17 protein-coding genes are annotated in these 19,585 nt (G+C 72.5%); 10 read left to right on the top strand and 7 right to left on the bottom strand.

What is annotated here, in order from left to right; genetic code table 11:
• The first annotated feature begins 3 nt into the window (after positions 1 to 3).
• The 5 genes from ACZ5TL_RS07350 (at position 4) to ACZ5TL_RS07370 (ending at position 6,511) form a co-directional block, all read left to right on the top strand.
• Positions 4 to 2,043, top strand: coding sequence for a bifunctional aldolase/short-chain dehydrogenase (locus ACZ5TL_RS07350; RefSeq protein ID WP_468588402.1), 2,040 nt, complete (start codon positions 4 to 6; stop codon positions 2,041 to 2,043).
• Positions 2,040 to 3,488, top strand: a complete 1,449-nt coding sequence (locus ACZ5TL_RS07355; RefSeq protein ID WP_468588403.1) for a rhamnulokinase — start codon at positions 2,040 to 2,042, stop codon at positions 3,486 to 3,488. The genes ACZ5TL_RS07350 and ACZ5TL_RS07355 overlap by 4 nt, the downstream gene beginning before the upstream one ends.
• Positions 3,489 to 3,627: 139 nt before the next feature.
• Entirely contained in the window at positions 3,628 to 4,383 is a 756-nt protein-coding gene (locus ACZ5TL_RS07360) for a (Fe-S)-binding protein (protein ID WP_468588404.1), read from the top strand.
• Positions 4,380 to 5,867, top strand: coding sequence for a LutB/LldF family L-lactate oxidation iron-sulfur protein (locus ACZ5TL_RS07365; RefSeq protein WP_468588405.1), 1,488 nt, complete (start codon positions 4,380 to 4,382; stop codon positions 5,865 to 5,867). Before ACZ5TL_RS07360 ends, ACZ5TL_RS07365 begins: the two co-directional genes overlap by 4 nt.
• The gene (locus ACZ5TL_RS07370; protein WP_468588406.1) at positions 5,864 to 6,511 is read left to right on the top strand and encodes a LutC/YkgG family protein; all 648 of its coding nucleotides are present in this window, start codon (positions 5,864 to 5,866) and stop codon (positions 6,509 to 6,511) included. The genes ACZ5TL_RS07365 and ACZ5TL_RS07370 overlap by 4 nt, the downstream gene beginning before the upstream one ends.
• 473 nt (positions 6,512 to 6,984) lie before the next feature.
• Here ACZ5TL_RS07370 and ACZ5TL_RS07375 read toward each other — a convergent pair whose 3' ends face one another.
• Genes ACZ5TL_RS07375 through ACZ5TL_RS07385 form a run of 3 tightly spaced genes read right to left on the bottom strand, consistent with a single transcriptional unit; the run spans position 6,985 to position 9,063 of the window.
• Positions 6,985 to 7,344, bottom strand: a complete 360-nt coding sequence (locus tag ACZ5TL_RS07375; RefSeq protein ID WP_468588407.1) for a cupin domain-containing protein — start codon at positions 7,342 to 7,344, stop codon at positions 6,985 to 6,987.
• 43 nt (positions 7,345 to 7,387) lie between these two features.
• Positions 7,388 to 8,386, bottom strand: coding sequence for a pyridoxal-phosphate dependent enzyme (locus ACZ5TL_RS07380; RefSeq protein ID WP_468588408.1), 999 nt, complete (start codon positions 8,384 to 8,386; stop codon positions 7,388 to 7,390).
• On the bottom strand, positions 8,383 to 9,063 hold the full coding sequence (locus tag ACZ5TL_RS07385; RefSeq protein WP_468588409.1) for a helix-turn-helix transcriptional regulator: 681 nt from the start codon (positions 9,061 to 9,063) through the stop codon (positions 8,383 to 8,385). Before ACZ5TL_RS07385 ends, ACZ5TL_RS07380 begins: the two co-directional genes overlap by 4 nt.
• 188 nt (positions 9,064 to 9,251) lie before the next feature.
• On the opposite strand from ACZ5TL_RS07385, the gene ACZ5TL_RS07390 reads away from it, so the two are divergent.
• From ACZ5TL_RS07390 to ACZ5TL_RS07405, 4 genes are all read left to right on the top strand, one after another.
• Positions 9,252 to 10,172 carry a metal ABC transporter solute-binding protein, Zn/Mn family gene (locus ACZ5TL_RS07390; RefSeq protein WP_468588410.1) on the top strand — a complete coding sequence of 307 codons (921 nt, stop codon included), beginning with the start codon at positions 9,252 to 9,254 and terminating at the stop codon, positions 10,170 to 10,172.
• Positions 10,169 to 11,017 carry a metal ABC transporter ATP-binding protein gene (locus ACZ5TL_RS07395; RefSeq protein WP_468588411.1) on the top strand — a complete coding sequence of 283 codons (849 nt, stop codon included), beginning with the start codon at positions 10,169 to 10,171 and terminating at the stop codon, positions 11,015 to 11,017. Before ACZ5TL_RS07390 ends, ACZ5TL_RS07395 begins: the two co-directional genes overlap by 4 nt.
• Entirely contained in the window at positions 11,014 to 11,895 is an 882-nt protein-coding gene (locus ACZ5TL_RS07400) for a metal ABC transporter permease (protein ID WP_468588412.1), read from the top strand. Before ACZ5TL_RS07395 ends, ACZ5TL_RS07400 begins: the two co-directional genes overlap by 4 nt.
• Positions 11,896 to 12,045: 150 nt before the next feature.
• Complete coding sequence (locus ACZ5TL_RS07405) at positions 12,046 to 12,888, top strand: phosphotransferase (RefSeq protein ID WP_468588413.1); 843 nt, start codon at positions 12,046 to 12,048, stop codon at positions 12,886 to 12,888.
• 74 nt (positions 12,889 to 12,962) lie between these two features.
• On the opposite strand, the gene ACZ5TL_RS07410 is transcribed toward ACZ5TL_RS07405, so the two are convergent.
• Genes ACZ5TL_RS07410 through ACZ5TL_RS07425 form a run of 4 tightly spaced genes read right to left on the bottom strand, consistent with a single transcriptional unit; the run spans position 12,963 to position 18,328 of the window.
• Complete coding sequence (locus ACZ5TL_RS07410; RefSeq protein WP_468588414.1) at positions 12,963 to 14,660, bottom strand: amidohydrolase; 1,698 nt, start codon at positions 14,658 to 14,660, stop codon at positions 12,963 to 12,965.
• Between the two features lie 29 nt (positions 14,661 to 14,689).
• Positions 14,690 to 15,673: an ABC transporter permease gene (locus tag ACZ5TL_RS07415; RefSeq protein ID WP_468588415.1), complete on the bottom strand. Its 984-nt coding sequence runs from the start codon at positions 15,671 to 15,673 to the stop codon at positions 14,690 to 14,692.
• Positions 15,670 to 17,310, bottom strand: a complete 1,641-nt coding sequence (locus ACZ5TL_RS07420; protein ID WP_468588416.1) for a sugar ABC transporter ATP-binding protein — start codon at positions 17,308 to 17,310, stop codon at positions 15,670 to 15,672. The genes ACZ5TL_RS07415 and ACZ5TL_RS07420 overlap by 4 nt, the downstream gene beginning before the upstream one ends.
• Before the next feature lie 7 nt (positions 17,311 to 17,317).
• Positions 17,318 to 18,328 carry a sugar ABC transporter substrate-binding protein gene (locus ACZ5TL_RS07425; RefSeq protein ID WP_468588417.1) on the bottom strand — a complete coding sequence of 337 codons (1,011 nt, stop codon included), beginning with the start codon at positions 18,326 to 18,328 and terminating at the stop codon, positions 17,318 to 17,320.
• Positions 18,329 to 18,548: 220 nt separating this feature from the next.
• Between ACZ5TL_RS07425 and ACZ5TL_RS07430 the strand changes: the two genes are divergently transcribed.
• Complete coding sequence (locus tag ACZ5TL_RS07430; RefSeq protein WP_468588418.1) at positions 18,549 to 19,571, top strand: helix-turn-helix transcriptional regulator; 1,023 nt, start codon at positions 18,549 to 18,551, stop codon at positions 19,569 to 19,571.
• Positions 19,572 to 19,585 lie beyond the last annotated feature (14 nt).

The raw sequence follows: 19,585 nt of genomic DNA on the forward strand, positions 1-19,585 counted from the left end.
GGCATGGCTACCCATCCCGAAGCTGCGGCCCTGCTCGCCCGGTCGCACCGGCTCGGCTCCGACCCCCGCAACACCAACTACGCCGGCGGCAACGCCTCCGCCAAGGGCACCGAGACCGACCCCGTGACCGGCGGCGACGTCGAGCTGATGTGGGTCAAGGGGTCGGGCGGTGATCTCGGGACGCTCACCGAGGCCGGGCTGGCCGTGCTGCGGCTGGACCGGATGCGGGCGCTCGTCGACGTGTACCCGGGCGTCGAGCGCGAGGACGAGATGGTCGCCGCCTTCGACTACTGCCTGCACGGCAAGGGCGGAGCCGCTCCCTCCATCGACACCGCCATGCACGGGCTCGTCGAGGCCGCGCATGTCGACCACCTGCATCCCGACTCCGGGATCGCGCTCGCCTGTGCCGCCGACGGGGAGAAGCTGACCGCCGAGTGTTTCGGGGACAGTGTGGTGTGGGTGCCGTGGCGGCGGCCGGGCTTCCAGCTGGGGCTGGACATCGCGGCCGTGCAGAAGGCCAATCCGCAGGCCATCGGATGCGTTCTCGGCGGGCACGGCATCACCGCCTGGGGCGACACCTCCGAGGAGTGCGAGCGGAACTCGCTGCACATCATCCGGACCGCCGAGCGGTTCCTCGCCGAGCGGGGGAAGACCGAGCCGTTCGGGCCGGTCGTCGAGGGGTATGCGCCGCTGGGCGCCGGTGAGCGGCGGGAGCGGGCCGCCGCCCTCGCGCCGTATGTACGTGCCCTCGCCTCCCGGGACCGGCCTCAGGTCGGGCACTTCGACGACTCCGAGGTCGTCCTCGACTTCCTGGCGCGTGCGGAGCATCCGCGGCTCGCCGCGCTGGGGACATCCTGCCCGGACCACTTCCTGCGGACCAAGGTCCGGCCGCTGGTGCTGGACCTGCCGCCGAGCGCGCCGCTCGACGAGGCGATCGCCCGCCTCAAGGAGCTGCACGCCGAGTACCGCGAGGAGTACGCCGCCTACTACCGGCGGCACGCCGAGCCCGGCTCCCCGGCCATGCGGGGCGCCGATCCGGCGATCGTGCTGGTGCCGGGCGTGGGCATGTTCTCGTTCGGCAAGGACAAGCAGACCGCGCGGGTCGCCGGCGAGTTCTACGTCAACGCCGTCAATGTGATGCGCGGCGCCGAGGCGGTGTCCAGCTACGCGCCGATCGAGGAGTCCGAGAAGTTCCGGATCGAGTACTGGGCGCTGGAGGAGGCCAAGCTCCAGCGGATGCCGAAGCCCAGGGCACTGGCGACCCGGGTGGCGCTGGTGACCGGTGCCGGCAGCGGCATCGGGAAGGCCATCGCGCACCGGCTCGTGGCGGAGGGGGCGTGTGTGGTCGTCGCCGACCTCGACGCCGGCAACGCCCAGGCCGTCGCCGAGGAGCTGGGCGGGCCCGACAAGGCCGTCGCGGTGACGGTGGACGTCACGTCCGAGGAGCAGATCGCCGAGGCGTTCCGGGCTGCCGTGCTGGCCTTCGGCGGAGTGGATCTCGTCGTCAACAACGCGGGGATCTCGATCTCCAAGCCGCTGCTGGAGACCTCCGCCAAGGACTGGGATCTGCAGCACGACATCATGGCGCGCGGGTCCTTCCTGGTGTCGCGGGAGGCGGCGCGGGTAATGATCGCCCAGGAGCTCGGCGGTGACATCGTCTACATCGCCTCGAAGAACGCCGTGTTCGCCGGCCCCAACAACATCGCCTACTCGGCCACCAAGGCCGACCAGGCCCACCAGGTGCGGCTGCTCGCCGCCGAGCTGGGCGAGCACGGGATCCGGGTCAACGGGGTCAACCCGGACGGTGTCGTGCGCGGGTCGGGGATCTTCGCCGGCGGGTGGGGAGCCAAGCGGGCCGCCGTGTACGGGGTCGAGGAGGAGAAGCTGGGTGAGTTCTACGCCCAGCGGACCATCCTCAAGCGCGAGGTGCTTCCCGAGCACGTCGCGGGCGCCGTGTTCGCGCTGACCGGCGGGGACCTGACCCACACGACCGGGCTGCACATCCCGGTCGACGCCGGCGTCGCGGCCGCCTTCCTGCGATGAGCGCGGCCGTGAAGACGTACGCGGGGGTCGACCTCGGCGCGTCCAGCGGGCGCGTCATGGCCGGCCGCGTCGGCCCGGACTCCCTGGAGCTGACCGAGATCCACCGCTTCCCGAACCGGCCGGTGCGCGTGCCGGAAGGGCTGCGCTGGGACGTGCTCGGGCTGTACCGCGGAGTGCTGGACGGGCTGCAGGCGGCCGGGCGGGTCGACTCCGTCGGCATCGACAGCTGGGCCGTGGACTACGGCCTGCTCGACGCGGACGGGGCGCTGCTCGGCAACCCCGTGCACTACCGGGACTCCCGGACCGAAGGTGTCGCGGACAAGGTGTGGGCGACCGTGCCCGCTCAGGAGCTGTACGCCGCGACCGGGTTGCAGTACGCGCCGTTCAACACCCTGTACCAGCTGACGGCGGCTCGTTCCACGGCCCAGCTGGCCCAGGCGAAGCGGCTGTTGCTGATGCCGGACCTGCTGGCGTACTGGCTGACCGGAGAGCAGGGCACGGAGCTCACCAACGCCTCCACGACCCAGCTGATCGACCCGCGGACCCGCGACTGGTCGCACGACATCGCCTCCCGGCTCGGCATCGACCTTGACCTGTTCGCACCGCTCAGGCACCCCGGTGATCCCGCGGGGCTGCTGCGCGGCGAGGTGCTGGAGGAGACCGGGCTCACCGGCCCGGTGCCGGTGACGACGGTCGGCTCACACGACACCGCCTCGGCGGTCGCCGCGGTCCCGGCGTCGGGCGAGCGGTTCGCCTACATCTGCACCGGCACCTGGTCCCTGGCCGGTCTGGAGCTCCAGGCGCCGGTGCTGACCGAGGAGAGCCGGGCGGCCAACTTCACCAACGAGCTGGGCCTGGACGGCACGGTCCGGTATCTGCGCAACATCATGGGGCTCTGGCTGCTCCAGGAGTGCGTGCGGGCCTGGGGCGACCCTGACCTGGGCGCACTCCTGCTGGAGGCGTCCAGGGTGGAGGCGCTGCGCTCGGTCGTGGACGCGGGCGACGCCGCGTTCCTCGCGCCGGGCCGGATGCCGGAGCGGATCGCCGAGGCGTGCCGGGAGTCGGGGCAGCCCGTGCCCGAGTCGCCGGCCGAGGTGACCCGCTGCATCCTCGACTCCCTCGCCCTCGCGCACCGCAGGGCGGTCCAGGACGCCCAGCGCCTCGCCGGGCAGGCGGTCGACGCGGTGCATGTGGTGGGCGGCGGTACGCGCAACGCCCTGCTGTGCCAGCTGACCGCCGACGCGTGCGGGCTGCCGGTGGTGGCCGGTCCGACCGAGGCGGCCGCCCTGGGGAACGTGCTCGTACAGGCGCGGGCACACGGGCTGGTCGGCGACCTCGCGGGCATGCGGGGGCTGCTGGTCCGGACCCAGCCGCTGACGCGGTACGAGCCGCGGGGCGGGACCGGGCGGTGGCGCGCCGCGCAGGACCGGCTAGCCGGGACCTGACAGGGTTTCCCCCGGGCCGTGTGCCCGGACCTGACGGGCTCTGCCCCAGGCCGTGTGCCCGGACCACTCCCCCTCTACGCTGGACGCGTGTGGGCGGTACCTCCAGCACTCATCCGATGACCAACCACAAGGAGCCGCGATGCGTGTCGCCCTGTTCCTGACCTGCGTCAACGACACGCTGTATCCGGACACCGGGCGCGCCGTGGTGAAACTGCTGACCAGGCTGGGCGTCGACGTCGACTTCCCGATGGCGCAGACCTGCTGCGGCCAGGCCCACTACAACACCGGATACCGTCACGAGGCCGAGCCGCTCGCCCGGCATTTCTCCGATGTCTTTGGCGAGTACGAGGCGATCGTGACGCCGTCCGGGTCCTGCGGAGCGATGGTGCGGGAGCTGTATCCGCGGATGGGCGAGCGGGCCCGGGCCGAGGGGCGCGGGGACACCCTCGCGGCCACGCTGGCGCCGGTCGTGCCGAAGACGTACGAGCTCACGGAGTTCCTGGTGGACGTGCTGGGCATGACGGACGTCGGGGCGTACTACCCGCACCGGGTGACCTACCACCCGACCTGCCACGGGCTGCGCGGACTCGGGCTCGGCGAGCGGCCGCGGCGGCTGCTGCGGGCGGTGAAGGGGCTGGAGCTGGCCGAGCTGCCGGGGGCCGACGAGTGCTGCGGGTTCGGCGGCACCTTCGCGCTGAAGAACGCCGACGTCTCGGCGGCCATGGGCACCGACAAGGTGCGCAACGCCGAGTCGACGGGCGCCGAGGTGCTGTGCGCGGCCGACAACTCCTGCCTGATGCACATCGGCGGGACGATGACCCGGCTGCGGACCGCCATGCGGCCGGTGCACATCGCGGAGATCCTGGCGAGCACGGAGGAGGAACCGGCCGTATGAGCGGGACGTTCGTCGGCATGCCGACGTTTCCACAGGCCGCGCGGGAGGCCGTCGGCAACGAGACCCTGCGCGGCAATCTGCGGCACGCCACACACACCATCCGCGCCAAGCGGGCCAAGGCCGTGACCGAGGTGTCCGACTGGGGCGAGCTGCGCGAGGCGGGCAAGCGCATCAAGGACCACACGCTGCGCCATCTGGACCGCTATCTCGTGCAGTTGGAGGAGTCGGTCACGGCCGCGGGCGGCGTCGTGCACTGGGCGGCCGACGCGGCCGAGGCCAACGAGATCGTCACCCAGCTCGTGAAGATGACCGGCGAGTCGGAGGTCGTCAAGGTCAAGTCGATGGCCACGCAGGAGATCGGACTCAACGAGGCACTGGAGGCCGAGGGCATCCACGCCTACGAGACCGATCTCGCCGAGCTGATCGTGCAGTTGGGCAAGGACCGCCCCTCGCACATCCTGGTGCCGGCCATCCACCGCAACCGCGGCGAGATCCGGGACATCTTCGCCCGCGAGATGAGCGCATGGGGCCGCCCCGCCCCCGAGGGCCTCACCGACACGCCGGCCGACCTCGCCGAGGCGGCCCGGCTGCACCTGCGGGAGAAGTTCCTGCGCGCCAAGGTCGGTGTCTCCGGCGCCAACTTCATGGTCGCCGAGACGGGCACCCTGGTGGTCGTGGAGTCCGAGGGCAACGGGCGGATGTGCCTGACCCTGCCCGAGACGCTGATCTCGGTCGTCGGCATCGAGAAGATCGTCCCCACCTGGCAGGACCTGGAGGTGTTCCTGCAGACCCTCCCCCGCTCCTCGACGGCCGAGCGCATGAACCCGTACACGTCGACGTGGACCGGCACGACGGACTCCGAGACGGCTGACGGGCCGAGCACCTTCCACCTGGTGCTGCTGGACAACGGGCGCACCGACACCCTCGCCGACGAGGTCGGCCGGCAGGCACTGCGCTGCATCCGCTGCTCGGCGTGCCTCAACGTGTGCCCGGTGTACGAGCGGGCCGGCGGCCACGCCTACGGCTCGGTGTACCCGGGCCCGATCGGCGCGATCCTCAGCCCCCAACTGCGGGGCACGGACAGCGAGATCGACGCCTCGCTGCCATACGCGTCCTCGCTGTGCGGGGCGTGCTACGAGGTGTGCCCGGTCGCCATCGACATCCCCGAGGTGCTGGTGCATCTGCGGGAGCGGGTCGTCGAGGGCGGCGAGGTCACCCGGGAGGGCAACAAGGTGGTGCTGCGGCCCGCGAAGGGGCATGCCGCCGAGCGGGCCGCGATGCGCGCGGCGCGCTGGGCGTTCACCCACCCGGGCGCGCTGCGCACCGGCCAGCGCGCGGCCTCCCGGACCCGCCGCTTCCATCCCCGGACGCTGCCGGGTCCGGGCAGGGCGTGGAGCGGGTCGCGGGACCTGCCGCCGGTGCCGGCCGAGCCGTTCCGGGACTGGTGGCAGCGCACGCGCGGCGGGAAGGACGGTGCCGAGTGAACAGCAGGGAACGGGTCCTGGGCCGGGTGCGGCGCGCGCTGGCGGACGTACCGCGGGACGACCCGCCGTACGAGCAGGCGGTTCCGCGCGACTATCTGCGACAGCACGGGGACCTCGGTGCCCCGGAGACGGTGGATCTGCTCGCCGGGAACCTGGTGGACTACCGGGCGGTCGTGCACCGCACGGACGCCGACGGGCTGGCCGGGCTGATCGCGGCGCTGCTGGAGAAGCGGGGGTCGGCCTCGGTGCTGGTGCCTCCCGGGCTGGACGAGGGGTGGCTGGCGGCGACCGGTGTGACACGGGTGGCGGACCGGGCGGAGAGCACGCCGCACGAACTCGACCGGGTGGACAGTGTGGTGACGGGCTGTGCGGTCGCGATCGCGGAGACCGGGACGATCGTGCTGGACGGCTCACCCGACCAGGGGCGGCGCCGGATCACCCTCGTCCCGGACCATCACATCTGCGTCGTCCGGGTTCCCGGCCAGGTCGTGTCGTCCGTACCGCAGGGGCTTGAACGCCTCGACCCGGCGCGCCCGTTGACCTGGATCTCCGGGCCGTCGGCGACCAGCGACATCGAGCTGGACCGGGTCGAGGGGGTACACGGTCCGCGCACGCTGGAGGTGATCCTGGTGGGAGAGGCCTGACGGGCGGAGCGCCGGCTCAGGGGTCCTTTCACTAGGGGCTTCCCGTGTCGCGCGACCCGGCAGAGGACGGCCGGGTCGGCCGCCAACCCGGTCTCGGCCTGCCGCGTGATGCCGTCGGCCAGCACCTCGAAGGCACCGGAGGCGACGCCGGCGAGGGCCTGGGGGCGACACCCCCGGCCGTGGACGTGCGGCCGGCAAGGGCGACCCCGGGGAAAATCAGGGTTGCCCCCGATGCCCCGGGGGAGGAGGTTCCCTACGCTCGCCGATAACGGAGGGGGTCCCATGAAGGCAGTGGTGCAGGACCGGTACGGCTCGGCGGACACGCTGGAGTCCAGGGACGTCGGCAGGCCGGTGCCTGGCCCGCCGAGGTGATCCGGTTCCTGGAGGAACACACGCGGGCGAAGGTGGTCGTCACCGTGTGACACGCCGCCGGCGCGCGGGTGACCGGCCAGTCCTTCCCACCGGTACTGCCCCTACTCCTTCTTGGCGTACTCCTTGGCCATGCTGCCCGCGAAGTCGTACACCACGCACGGTTCGTCTCCGACCACCCAGGCGTCGTGCCCGGGCGAGCAGACGAACACGTCGCCGGGTCCCACCTCGCTTTCCGCGCCGTCGTCCATGCGGATGTGCATACGGCCCGAGACGACGTAGCCGTTGTGGTGGATCCGGCAGCTGTCGGTCCCGGCGATGGGGGCCACGGACTCGGACCAGCGCCAGCCCGGTTCGAACGCGGCCACGGCGAAGTCCAGTCCCGTCATGTGGACGGCTTCCAGGTGGCCTTGGGGATAGTCGCGCCGCTCGTCCGGCTTGTCGAGCGTCTTCACTTCAAGCATGACGCTCCTCCTCGGTAAGGGGTCTCCTTCCATCGTCCGTCCGTCAGGCGGGCGGCGCCATTCCGGGGGCGGTGTGGCCGCAGAGCCCGGCGAAGCGCTCGGCATCGATGTTGCCGCCGGAGATGATCACACCGACGCGCTCCGGGAGAGGGCCCGTGCGGCCGGTGAGCAGGGCCGCCAGCGGGGTGGCGCCGCTCGGCTCGACGACGATCTTCAGGCGTTCGAAGGCGAACCGCATCGCGTCCCGGATCTCGTCGTCGGAGACCAGGGCGACGTCGTCGAGGAGGGTGCGGTTCATCGAGAAGGTCAGCTCGCCGGGCGTGTGCAGGGCCTGGCCGTCGGCGATGGTGTGCGGGACCGGGATGCTGACGCGCCGCCCCTCCGCCAGGGAGCGCCTGGTGTCGTCCCCGGCCTCCGGCTCGACGCCGGTCATCCGGATGTCCGGGTGCAGGTCCTTGGCCACCGTGGCGCTGCCCGCCATCAGCCCGCCGCCGCCGACCGGCGTCAGCAGAGCCCCCAGCTCCCCCGCTTCCTCGAGGAGTTCGAGGGCGGCCGTGCCCTGCCCGGCGATGACGTGCGGGTGCTCGTAGGGCGGGATGACCGTCAGACCGCGCTCGGCGGCCAGGGCCTCGGCGATGGCGACACGGTCGCCGGTGTAACGGTCGTACGTGACGATCTCGGCGCCGTAGCCGGCGGTGGCCGCCCGCTTCGACGACGGGGCGTCCTCGGGCATGACGATCACCGCGGTGGTGCCGAGCTCGCGGGCGGCCAGGGCGACGGCCTGGGCGTGGTTGCCGGAGGAGTAGGCGGCGATACCGTGGGACAGCTGCTCGGGGGTGAGGCGGGAGGCGGCGTTGTAGGCGCCGCGGAACTTGAAGGCGCCCATGCGCTGGAAGTTCTCGCACTTGAGGTGGACCTCGGCGCCGACGAGCGCGTCGAGCGTACGCGAGCGCAGTACGGGCGTGCGGTGGGCGACGCCCTTGAGGCGGGCTGCGGCGTCCCGGACGTCGTCGGGGGTGACCGGCGGGGTGGTGGTCGTCACGCGGATCCTCCGGTGGGAGTGTCATGGGCGGTCCTGGCCTGGGACAGGTAGTTGTAGGCGGATGCGCGGGAGATGCCGAGCCGGGCGGCGACCTGCTCGACGGCGCCGCGCACGGCGAAGACGCCGCGGGTGTCCAGTCCGCCGAACAGCTCCAGGCGCTCCGCGCGGTCGAGTTCCGCCCAGCTCCCCCGCTGTTTTGACTGGTGGGCGTCGACGAGGGCGTCGACCACGGAGTCGATGTCGTTGCCGAAGGTGGTGGTCGGCGGCTCCGCGGGGGCGGCGCCGGCCCCGGCGAGCGCACCGAGCAGCCGGTGCGCCTGGTCGACGGCGCCGACGTCGACGTTGACGCAGAGGGCGCCGAAGACGGCTCCCTGGGAGTCCCGGAGCACCATCGTGGAGGACTTCACCCGTGTGCCGTTCCGGGTGCGGGTGACGTAGTTGAGTTCGTCGGCCGCCCCGTCGCCGCCGGCGAGGACGCGCATGCCGATCTCGCTCATCGCGCCGCCCACCGAGCGCCCGGTCACGGAACCGGCCACGGCGACCACGGACTTCTCCGGGTTCCGGTAGTCGTGCAGCACGACCTCGCAGACCGGTCCGAAGGTCGCGGCGATCCCGTCCACGACCGGCACCAGCGCGGCGAGGATCGCGTTCCGTTCGGCGTCCAGCTCTGCCGTCATCCCGCCTCCTCTCACTTCGCCCACCTTCACTTTAGACCACATGTCCAACGATTGGATAGACAGTCCAGAGCATCCCAACAACTGGCAATGGTTTCCACATGACTTCGGCCAGAACCCGCACGTGACATTCATTCCCATCTAGCGTGACGGCTGCCAGCAACCCCCTGAGCATCCGTCCTGGAGGAGCCATGTCCCTGTCCACGTCCCGCCGCCTGGCGCTGCTGACCAGCGCGTCACTGGCCATGCTGGCGGGCTGCGGCAGCTCGTCGGACGCCGCCGACGGCACGAGCGCCTCGGCCAGGGTGTCCGTGGTCGCCTCCACGGACGTCTACGGCGACATCGTCCGGCGCGTGGGCGGCGACAGGGTGGACGTCACCTCGCTCATCAGCGACCCCGACCAGGACCCGCACTCCTACGAGGCCGACCCGCAGAACCAGCTGGCCCTGTCCAGGGCGAAGGTCGTCGTCGAGAACGGCGGCGGCTACGACGACTTCGTCGACCGCATGCTGAAGGCCCACCACGACGACTCGGCCCAGGTGATCGACGCCGTCGAGGTGTCCGGCAGGACCGCGCCCGAGGGCGGCGAACTGAACGAGCACGTCTGGTACGACTTCCCCACCGTCGCCAAGGTCGCCGACCGGATATCCGCGGCCCTCGCGCGGGCCGACCCGGGTCACGCGGCCGCCTTCAGGAAGAACGCCGCCGCCTTCAAGGCGAAGCTCGCGCCGCTGGAGGCGAAGGAGGCGCGGATCAGCAAGGAGCACGGCGGCGAGGGAGTGGCGATCACCGAGCCCGTGCCGCTGTACATGACCGAGGCCTGCGGCCTGGTCGACAGGACGCCCCCGGCGATCAGCGAGGCCGTCGAGGAGGGCGACGACGTCTCCCCGCGCGTCCTCCGGGAGAACCTGGCGCTGTTCAGCGACCGGAAGGTCGAGGTGCTCGTCTACAACGAGCAGACCTCCGGCCCGCAGTCCGAGAAGACCGAGGCAGCGGCCAAGGCGGCCGGTATCCCCGTCGTACCCGTCACCGAGACCCTGCCGGAGGGCACGGACTACCTCGGCTGGATGACCGCCAACGTCGACGCGCTCGCGAGCGCGCTGGCCAAGTGACCCCGGCACCCCGGCGGGACGCGGCGCCCGTCGTCAGTCTGCGCGGAGCGGCCCTGTCCTACGGCGACCGCGAGGTGTGGAGCGGCCTCGACCTCGACGTGCGGCCCGGGGAGTTCCTGGCCGTGCTGGGCCCGAACGGGGCCGGCAAGACCAGTTTCGTCCGGGCGCTGCTGGGCCGTCGGCCGCTGTCCGCCGGCACCCTGACGGTCCTCGGCCGGCCGGCACGCGAGGCCGCCCGGCACATCGGCTACGTCCCGCAGCAGGCGGCGCTGTCCGCGCAGGCCATGCTGCGCGCCCGGGACCTGGTGCGGTTCGGCATCGACGGGCACCGCTTCGGCCCGCGGCTGCGCGCTGCCGGGGCCCGCCGCCGGGTGGCCGAGATCCTCGCATCGGTCGGGGCCCTGTCCTACGCCGACGTCCCGCTCGGGATGCTGTCCGGCGGTGAGCGGCAGCGCGTGCGCATCGGGCAGGCTCTCGCGACCGACCCACGCGTCCTGCTGTGCGACGAGCCGCTGCTGTCGCTCGACCTGAACCACCAGCGGGCCGTCACCGAGTTGATCGACGCCCGGCGCCGCTCCCACGGCACGGCGGTGGTGTTCGTGACGCACGAGATCAACCCGGTGCTCGGGCTGGCCGACCGGGTGCTGTACCTGGCCCGTGGCGGCCACCGGACCGGCACCCCCGAGGAGGTGCTGACCTCCGAGTCGCTGTCCCGGCTCTACGGCACGCGGGTCGACGTCGTCCGCGTGCGCGGCCGGGTGGTGGTCGCCGGAGCGCCCGACGAGACGGCCGCCCCGCCGCACCATCCCGGGCCGGTCCACGTGACGGACGGAGTGCGCGCATGACGCTCGCGGACGGGGCCTGGCACCAGATCTTCGACTTCACCGACTACGGCGCACTCCTGTCCCTGGTCCGCAACTCCCTCGTCGCCGGTGTGGCACTCGGGCTGGTGGGCGGGCTCGCCGGGGTGTTCGTGCTGATGCGGGACCTGCCGTTCGCGGTGCACGGCATCAGCGAGCTGTCCTTCGCGGGCGCCTCGGCGGCGCTGCTGCTGGGGGCGAACATCGTGGCGGGCTCGATCGCCGGTTCGCTCCTCGCGGCCGGCGCCATCGGTGTGCTGGGGACGCGGGCCCGGGACCGGAACTCGGTGATCGGCATCATCATGCCGTTCGGGCTGGGCCTCGGGGTGCTCTTCCTCGCCCTCTACAAGGGCCGGGCGGCCAACAAGTTCGGGCTGCTGACCGGCCAGATCGTCGCCGTGGACACCCCGCAGATGTCGTGGCTGCTCGGTACGTCCGTGCTGGTGCTGGCCGCCCTGGCGGTCATGTGGCGCCCGCTGGCCTTCGCCAGCACCGACCCGGAGGTGGCGGAGGCGCGCAGGGTGCCGGTCCGCGGACTGTCCTTCGCCTTCATGCTGGTTCTCGGGCTCGCGGTCGCCCTGTCGGTGCAGATCGTCGGCGCGCTGCTGGTGCTCACGATGGTCGTCACCCCGGCCGCGGCAGCCGCCCGCGTCACCGCCTCACCGGTACTGCTGCCCGTCCTGAGCGTCGTGTTCGCCGTGGCCTCCATCGAGGGCGGCATCCTGCTCGCCCTGGGCAGCAGCATTCCCATCAGCCCTTATGTCACGACGATCTCCTTCACGATCTACGCGGTGTGCCGGGTGGCCGGCCGGTACCGGAAGCGGCGGTGGGGGATCGGGCGGACGGAGCTGCGGGCGGCCTGACCGTCCACAACGGCCTTTGCTGACCGGCAGAAACCGCCGATGCTTGTCGCAAGGTCCGGGTCCGGCCGCCGAAGGATGTTCACGAAGACATCGGTGGGCATCGCTGCTGTCCCCCAACACCTATGGGCACTCAAAAGGAGGGAGACCGGTATGGAGCCATTAGAACTCCGCCGCGCAGTCGAGGCAGGACGGGCGACCGCTTCCGAGCTGGGCCTTCAGGTCGACGATGCGATCGTCATCCACAACTCGGACCGCGTCGCGCTGCGCCTGGTCCCTTGCGACATTCTGGCTCGGGTCGCACCCTCGGGGCATCTGGCTGATTCCGAGTTCGAAGTAGAGGTCGCCCACCGTCTCGCCGGCGTCGACGCTCCGGTGGCCGAGCTCGAGCCTCGGGTCGAGCCGCGAGTTTATTCGCGTGATGCCTTCGCCATCTCGCTCTGGACCTACTACGAACCGGTGGGGTCGGAGATCGCCCCGGCCGACTACGCGGACGTGTTCCTGCGGCACCATGCGGCCCTGCGCCAGATCGACCTGGCCGCACCGCATTTCACCGATCGGGTCGCCGTGGCACTGGGAGAGGTGAACGACCGGGACCGGTCCCCCGAGCTGCCCGACTCCGACCGGGAACTCCTCAGCTCCACACTCAGTGGACTGAGCGCCGCGATCAGCATCGACAACACCGGCGACCAGCTGCTGCACGGCGAGCCTCATCCGGGCAACCTCCTGAACACGAGGAGGGGGCCGCTTTTCGTGGACCTCGCCACCTGCTGCCGTGGGCCGATCGAGTTCGACCTCGCCCATGCGCCCGACGAAGTGGGAAAGCACTATGCGGGGGCCGACCACGACCTGATCCACCGGTGCCGCGCCCTGAACTGGGCGATGTTCTCCGCCTGGCGCTGGCGCCGAGACGACCACATGCCCGACCGGGGCCGCTGGAGAGTGCAGGGCCTCAACCAGGTTCGTGCTGCACTCGATCGCCGCGGACCGGGCTGAACCTGGGACAGAGGTGCTGCCGGCCAGCCCCGATCCTGGTTCTCGAACCTCGGACCACCTGGTGGAACGCGCCCTCACCGTTCGAAGACCACCCGACCGTCGAACACCGTGAGATCCACCCGCACGTCCGTGATCTCGTGCGGGTCGAGGTCCAGCAGCGGCCGGTCCAGGACGCACAGGTCGGCGGCCCTGCCCGGCTCGACGGTGCCCTTCCAGTCGTCGGCGAAGTCCTGCCAGGCCGGGGTGGCCGTGTAGGCGCGCAGGGCGTCGGCGAGCGGCACGCACTGGTCGGGGCCGCTGGGTCGGCCGCTGGCCTTGGACTCGCGGAGCATCATGGAGGCCACGCCCTGGCGCCAGTCGGGCTCGGTGATCGGGGCGTCGGAGCTGGCGCAGACCCGTACCCCGGCGTCCAGGGCCGAGCGCACCGGCCACTGGTAGGCGGAGCGTTCGGGACCGACCACCTCGTCCATCAGGTCGGAGATGGTCCACTTGATGGCGGGGTTCATGTTGACGCCGTAGCCGTGCGCGGCGAGCCTCGCCAGGCTGCCGGGGCTGATGAAGTCGCCGTGGATGACGTAGTGGCGGGCGTCGGGACGGGGTACGGCCGTGTTCGCGGCGACGAAGGCGTCCACCACGATGTCGATGGCCCGGTCGCCGGTCACGTGCACGCCGAGCTGGAAGCCGGCCTCGTGGGCGAGCCGGATCATCTCGCGGAGTTCGTGCACCTGGAGCGCGGGCGAGTCGCCGTGCACGCACAGGGCACCGTGGCCGCCCTCCGGGTACGGCTCACTCATCCACGCCGTGCGGTTGGGCGGGACGCCGTCGGCGAAGATCTTGACGCCGATGGCCCGCAGCAGCCGGGGGTCGGCCGACTCGGGGCGGCGCAGTTGGGCCAGGCCCTCGCGGACGTCGTCGGCCGAGCCGCCCATGGGTGCGGGCAGGAGCAGGACGCTGACCCGGGCCTGGAGGTCACCGCACGCGGCGAGTTCGGCGTAGGCGGTCCAGTTGTCGGTGCTCAGGCCCCCGAAGAGGGTGTCGGCGCCGCCGGGGCCGAGGCCGGGCTCGGTGTAGCTGGTGATGCCCCGGGAGTGCAGTTCGCGGATCACGCCCTGAATGGCCTGGCGGCGCTGGGCGAGGGTGGGGGCGGGGAGTGCGGACTGGACGAGCCGCCCGGCGGCCTCCCGAAGGATGCCGGTGGGCCGGCCGTCGGGGTCGTGGTCGATGACACCGCCGGGCGGGGCCGGGGTGTCCGCGTCGACGCCGCAGCGGCGCAGGGCCTCGGAGTTGGCCCACACCATGTGCGAGGAGAAGTCGGTCAGGCAGACCGGGTGGTCCGGGGCGACCGCGTCCAGATCCCGCCGGTGCGGGAAGCGGCCCGGGTCGGCCAGGCACTCGGCGAGGTAGCCGGGGTCCCAGCCCAGGCCGATGATCCACGCACCGGCGGGCGCATCCCCGGCTGCCCGGCCCACCGCCGCGGCGATGTCGGCGATGGACCCCACCGCCGGGTGGCCGACGTCGATGGCGAAGGGAGGCTTCGTCATGCCGTAGGCGGCCCCGTGCAGATGCGAGTCGTTGATGCCCGGGAGTACGGTCCGGCCGCCCAGTTCGACGATCCGGGTGCCGGGCCCGGCCAGCGCGCGCATCTCCGCGTCGGTGCCGACGGCCAGGATGTCCCGGCCGCGCACGGCCACGCCCTCGGCGACGGTGAAGCCGGCGTCGACGGTGAGGACCTGACCGCCGGTCAGGACGAGAGTGGGAGCGGTGTCGCTCACGGATGACCTCATTTCGGGGGGAGGGTGGGTCAGCGGCCGGTGCGGGGGGCGAAGTACGCCAGGGCCGCGCCGGCCACCAGCGCGGTGCCCTGCGCCATCTGCTGCCAGAACGTCGGCACGTCGAGCAGGGTCAGGCCGTTCTGCAGGCCGCCGAGGAAGAGCACGCCGAGCAGGACGCCGAGGATGGAGCCGGAGCCGCCGGTGAGGGCGACGCCGCCGAGCAGCACGGCGGTGAGCACGGTCAGTTCGAAGCCGGAGCCGGAGGTACCGGCGACCACGCTGTCCAGCACCGACGCCTTGATCGCCCCGGCCAGGGCGGCGGCCACGCCGGTGACGACGAACAGCGCGAACGGGGTACGGCGGATGTGGATGCCGGAGAGGTGGGCGGCCTCCCGGTTGACGCCGATGGCGAAGACGTGCCGTCCGGCCGGTGTGAGCGCCAGGAACAGGGCGCCCGCGGCCAGCACGAGCACCGCGATCACGACCGGCGCGGCGACACCCGCGATCCGCGCCCCGCCGATCCAGGCGAACCCGGAGCCGAACCCGCTCAGCGGCAGCGGGAACAACTGCTGGGCGAGGCCGCGTACGGCGGTCAGCATGCCGAGGGTGACGATGAACGCGGACAGGCCGAAGTAGCAGCACAGGACGCCGTTCACCGCCCCCACCAAGGCCCCGGCGGCGAGCGCCCCGAGCAGGGCGACGGCGGGCGACTGGTGGTGCTGCCCGGCCAGCCAGCCCGCGACCAGCCCGCCGAGGGCGAGCGTGGAACCGACCGACAGGTCGAGGTAGCCGCTGATGACGAGCAGGGCCAGCGGGACCGCGACGATGGCGAGGGTGGCGGCCTCGGTGGCGATGCCGGCGAGGTTGGCCGGGGCGAGGAAACTGCCCGTGGTCACCTGGAAGACCAGCACCATCGCGAGCAGCACGACGAGGAGCGGGTTGCGTCGTACGGTGGTCAGCCCGCCCGTGGCGATCAGGCGGGGCCGGGTGAGGACCGGGTCGGCGGTGGTCATGCTGCTCCTTCGTCGGTCAGGGGGTCGTGGACGGCCGACAGCAGGGCCTGTTCGGTGAGTTCGGGACCGGATAGTTCGCCGACGATCCGTCCCCCGGCGACGATCAGGCAGCGGTCGGCGAGCGCCACGATCTCCTCCGGGTCGCTGGAGGCGAACAGCACGGCGGTGCCCCGGTCCTCGGCGAGCGTGGACACCACCCGGTAGATCTCCTGGCGGGCGCCCACGTCGACGCCCTGGGTCGGCTCGTCCAGCAGCAGGACGTCCACGTGCCGGGCGTCGTTGATCCAGCGTCCGAGGACGAGCTTTTGCTGGTTGCCGCCGGAGAACGCGGCCGCGGGCAGTCCGGGCCGGGCCGGACGCAGCCCGACCGCCATGGCCAGCGCGCCGAACACCCGCCGCTCGGTGCGCAGCGCCCGTACCCCGTGGCGGGCCAGGGGCCGGACGGACGGCAGCAGGGCGTTGTCCTGCGCGGACAGCGAGGGGAACAGACCTTGGGCGCGCCGGTCCGCCGGTACCAGGGCGATCCCGGCGGCGAGGGCGTCGGCGGGGCGGGCCGGGGTGACGGTACGGTCGCCGACCCGGATCGTTCCGGCCGTGGCGCGGCGCCTGCCGTAGAGGGTCTCCAGGATGCGGGTGCGGCCGGAACCGATGAGGCCGAACAGACCGACGCGTTCCCCCGGGGCGACGGTGAGGCCGACGGGGCCGAAGCCCGGGCCGCACAGGGCGTCGGCGACGAGACAGGGTGAGACGGGAGTTCGCCGCGGCTCGGGCGCGTGGGGGTCCGGCGTACTTGCGGGGTCGTGCACATCGGGGACCGGCGTGGTTCGGGAGCCGGGCACATCGCGGACCGGCGTGCTTCCGGCGCCGGGCGCGCTCGGGCCCGCTCCGCGCCGAGGCGTCCGTGTCTCCTCCGTGGGCCGTCCCGCGATCGCCTCCACCAGTTCCCGCCGCGTCCGCCCCGCGACCGTCGCGTGATGAGCCACCCGCCCGTCCCGCAGCACGGTCACCGCGTCCGCCAGCCGTTCCACCTCCGCCAGCAGGTGGGTGACGTAGACGATGGCCAGCCCCTGGGTACGCAGGTCCTCCACCCGTTCCGCCAGGGCGTCCGTCTCGGCGCCGGACAGCGCCGCCGTCGGCTCGTCGAGGACCAGGACCGAGGCGCTGCGGCTCAGGGCCTTGGCGATCTCCACCAACTGGCGCTGGCCCATGGGCAGATCGCCCACCCGGTCACGCGGGGAGCACCGGGCCGCGACCCGTTCCAGGAGCCCGGCGGCGACCTCCTCCTGGGCGCGCCGGTCGATACGGCCGTACCGGGTCCACTCCTGGCCGAGGAAGATGTTCTCCGCCACGGTCAGAGCGTCGACCACGCTGAGCGTCTGGAAGATGATCGCCACGCCGGACGCGATGGACTCGCGCGGGGTGAGGCGCTGGTACGACGCGCCGCCGACCTCGATGGTGCCCGCGTCGGGCGGGAACGCGCCGCCGAGGCACTTGATGAGGGTGGACTTGCCGGCGCCGTTGTGGCCGAGCAGGGCATGCACCTGGCCGGCGGGGACGGTGAGGTCCACGCCGTCCAGGGCCCTGACTCCGCCGAAGGACTTCGTCAGGCCGCGGATGCGGAGGTTCGTGATCGTCATGGCCGGCCTAGGCGTTCTGGGCGAGCAGCGCGTCGATCCGGGCGGTGTCGGCACGCTGGACGAGGGTGATGGGCACCTGGACGCTCGGGTTCGCCCGGCCGGCCGCGACCGCGCGCGGCACGTCGACGATGGCCGCCGCGATGTCCTTGGGCGCCAGGGCGGCGGAGGCCCGGTAGAAGGTGCCCTGTTTGACGGCGAGGAGGGAGGGCGCGGCGCCGTCCTGGCCGCCGACGAAGGTCTTCGCGTCGTCCTTCGCGCGGCCCGCCTGCTGGAGGGCCTTGAATCCGCCGTACGCGGCGGCGTCGGTGACGCCGAGGACGAGGTTGAGGTCGGGGTGCTTGGCGAGGATCGCCTTCGTCTTCGTCAGGCCCGTGTCCGGGTCGATGGCCTGCTCCTGGGCGACCACGTCGACGCCGGGTGCCGCCTTGGTGAAGGCGTCGATCATGCCCTTGGTGCGTTCGCGGCCCAGTTCGATGGCGCTGTCGGTGAGGAAGGCGATCTTGCCCTTGCCTCCGAGGTGCTCCTGGGCCCACCTCGCCGCCGCCTCGCCGAGCAGGGTGCCGCCCTCGCGGAAGCTGAACTGGATGTCGGCGCTCTGGTGCTGCAGGGAGCCGCCGTAGGTCACCCAGATCAGTCCGGCGTCCAGGGCCGCCTTGGCAAAGGGCTCGGCGGCCTCGAAGACCATCGGGAAGGACACGATCGCCGGAACCTTGCGGGCGACCCAGGTCTTGAGGTTGCTGGCCTGGGTGTCGGCGCTGGCGTTGTCGCTGGTCGTGAGCAGCGAGATGCCGTGCTTCTCGGCCCGGGCCGTGGAGAGCTTCACCAGGGTCGAGTAGAGCGGGAGCTGGGTGAAGGGGTAGTCGAGGCCGATCTTCGTCAGGCGGGTGCCGCCGGAGGGTGAGGGCTTCGTCGAGGCGGCGGTGTTCTGCGGGGCCGAGCATCCGGCTGCCGCCAGGGCGGTGGCGGCGGAGAGGGCGAGGAAGTGTCGGCGCGAGGCGGTGTACGGGGGTGGGGTCATGGTGGGCTCTCTCCGAGGGGCGGGCCCGGCTGGAGCGGGCGTCCGGCTGTGCCGAACAGGAAAGACCCGCATGGCCCGCCGCGCCATCCGTACAAATACCGACTGCGACCGCGCCCCGGCTCGCTCGCCCGGTACCGGTGCACACCTTGTGGGGCACCAGCCGGGGCTCTATCGTTAGGCCTCAAACGATATCGTCGCCCGAGCCGCCCGGAGGCTCGTCATGCCCAGCCATCACCAGATCGCGGCAGCCGCCCGTATCGGCATGCTCACCCGCGAACGCGATACCGCCTCGGCCTCCGCACAGGCCCTCCGCGAGCTCGCCCGCGCGCTGCCCCTGGACGCGGCGACCCTGCTCACGATCGACCCGCTGACCGGCTCGCACGTCCAGGTCGCGAGCATCGGCTACACCGCCGCCGCCTCGCAGGCCATGGCCGGGGAGTTCGTCGCGACACCGTGGTACCGCAACGTCGTACGGCGGGAGCTGCCGCCGTCGATCTCGGAGGACGCCGAGGACGCCGGGCCGCGCTTCCGGCACGGCTGGTTCTACGCCGAGCGGGTCCGCCCGGCCGGTTTCCGGGACGGGGTCACAGGGGCCCTGCGGCACCGGGGCCGGCTGGTCGGCCTGGTTCACCTCTCCACCGAGAGCGCGGACGCCTACGACACCGACGCCCGCCGGCTGCTCGCCTCGGTCATCCCCGCCCTGGCCGCGCTCGCCGACCCGCTGGCGCACACCGGTGATCTGCACGGTCTGGCGGAGGCGGACGCGGCGAGCCTCGTCACCGGCGACGGCGCGGTGATCGACCTGCCGGGCCGCGACCGGCCCGGGGTACTGCGGGAGGACGGTGGATTTGGTGCGCTGCTGCACGCCTTCACCGGCACGGGCGGGCGGCGGCTGCGCCTGCTGTGGCCGGTTGACGGCGACTGGCGGCGGCTCGTCCTGCACCGGCACCCGGCGGGGCCCGGCCTGGCGGCGGACGCGGTGCTGGTGCACGAGACGCCCACGGAACTGCCGTACGGGCTGAGCCCCCGGGAACTGGAGGTGCTCACCCGGGCGGCCACGGGGCAGACCAACCAGGCCATCGCGCAGGCGCTGTTCCTGTCCCCGCGGACCGTGCACAGCCATGTCGAGCATCTGCTGCGCAAGACCGGCTGCGCCTCCCGGGCGGAGGCCACCGCGCTCGCGGTGCGGGACGGGCTGCTGCGGCCGGACCCGGATCACCTGGCACGGTTCGTCGAGCGGTGATCCGGGCCGGGACG

The organism is Streptomyces sp. NPDC033136, from assembly GCF_055578235.1.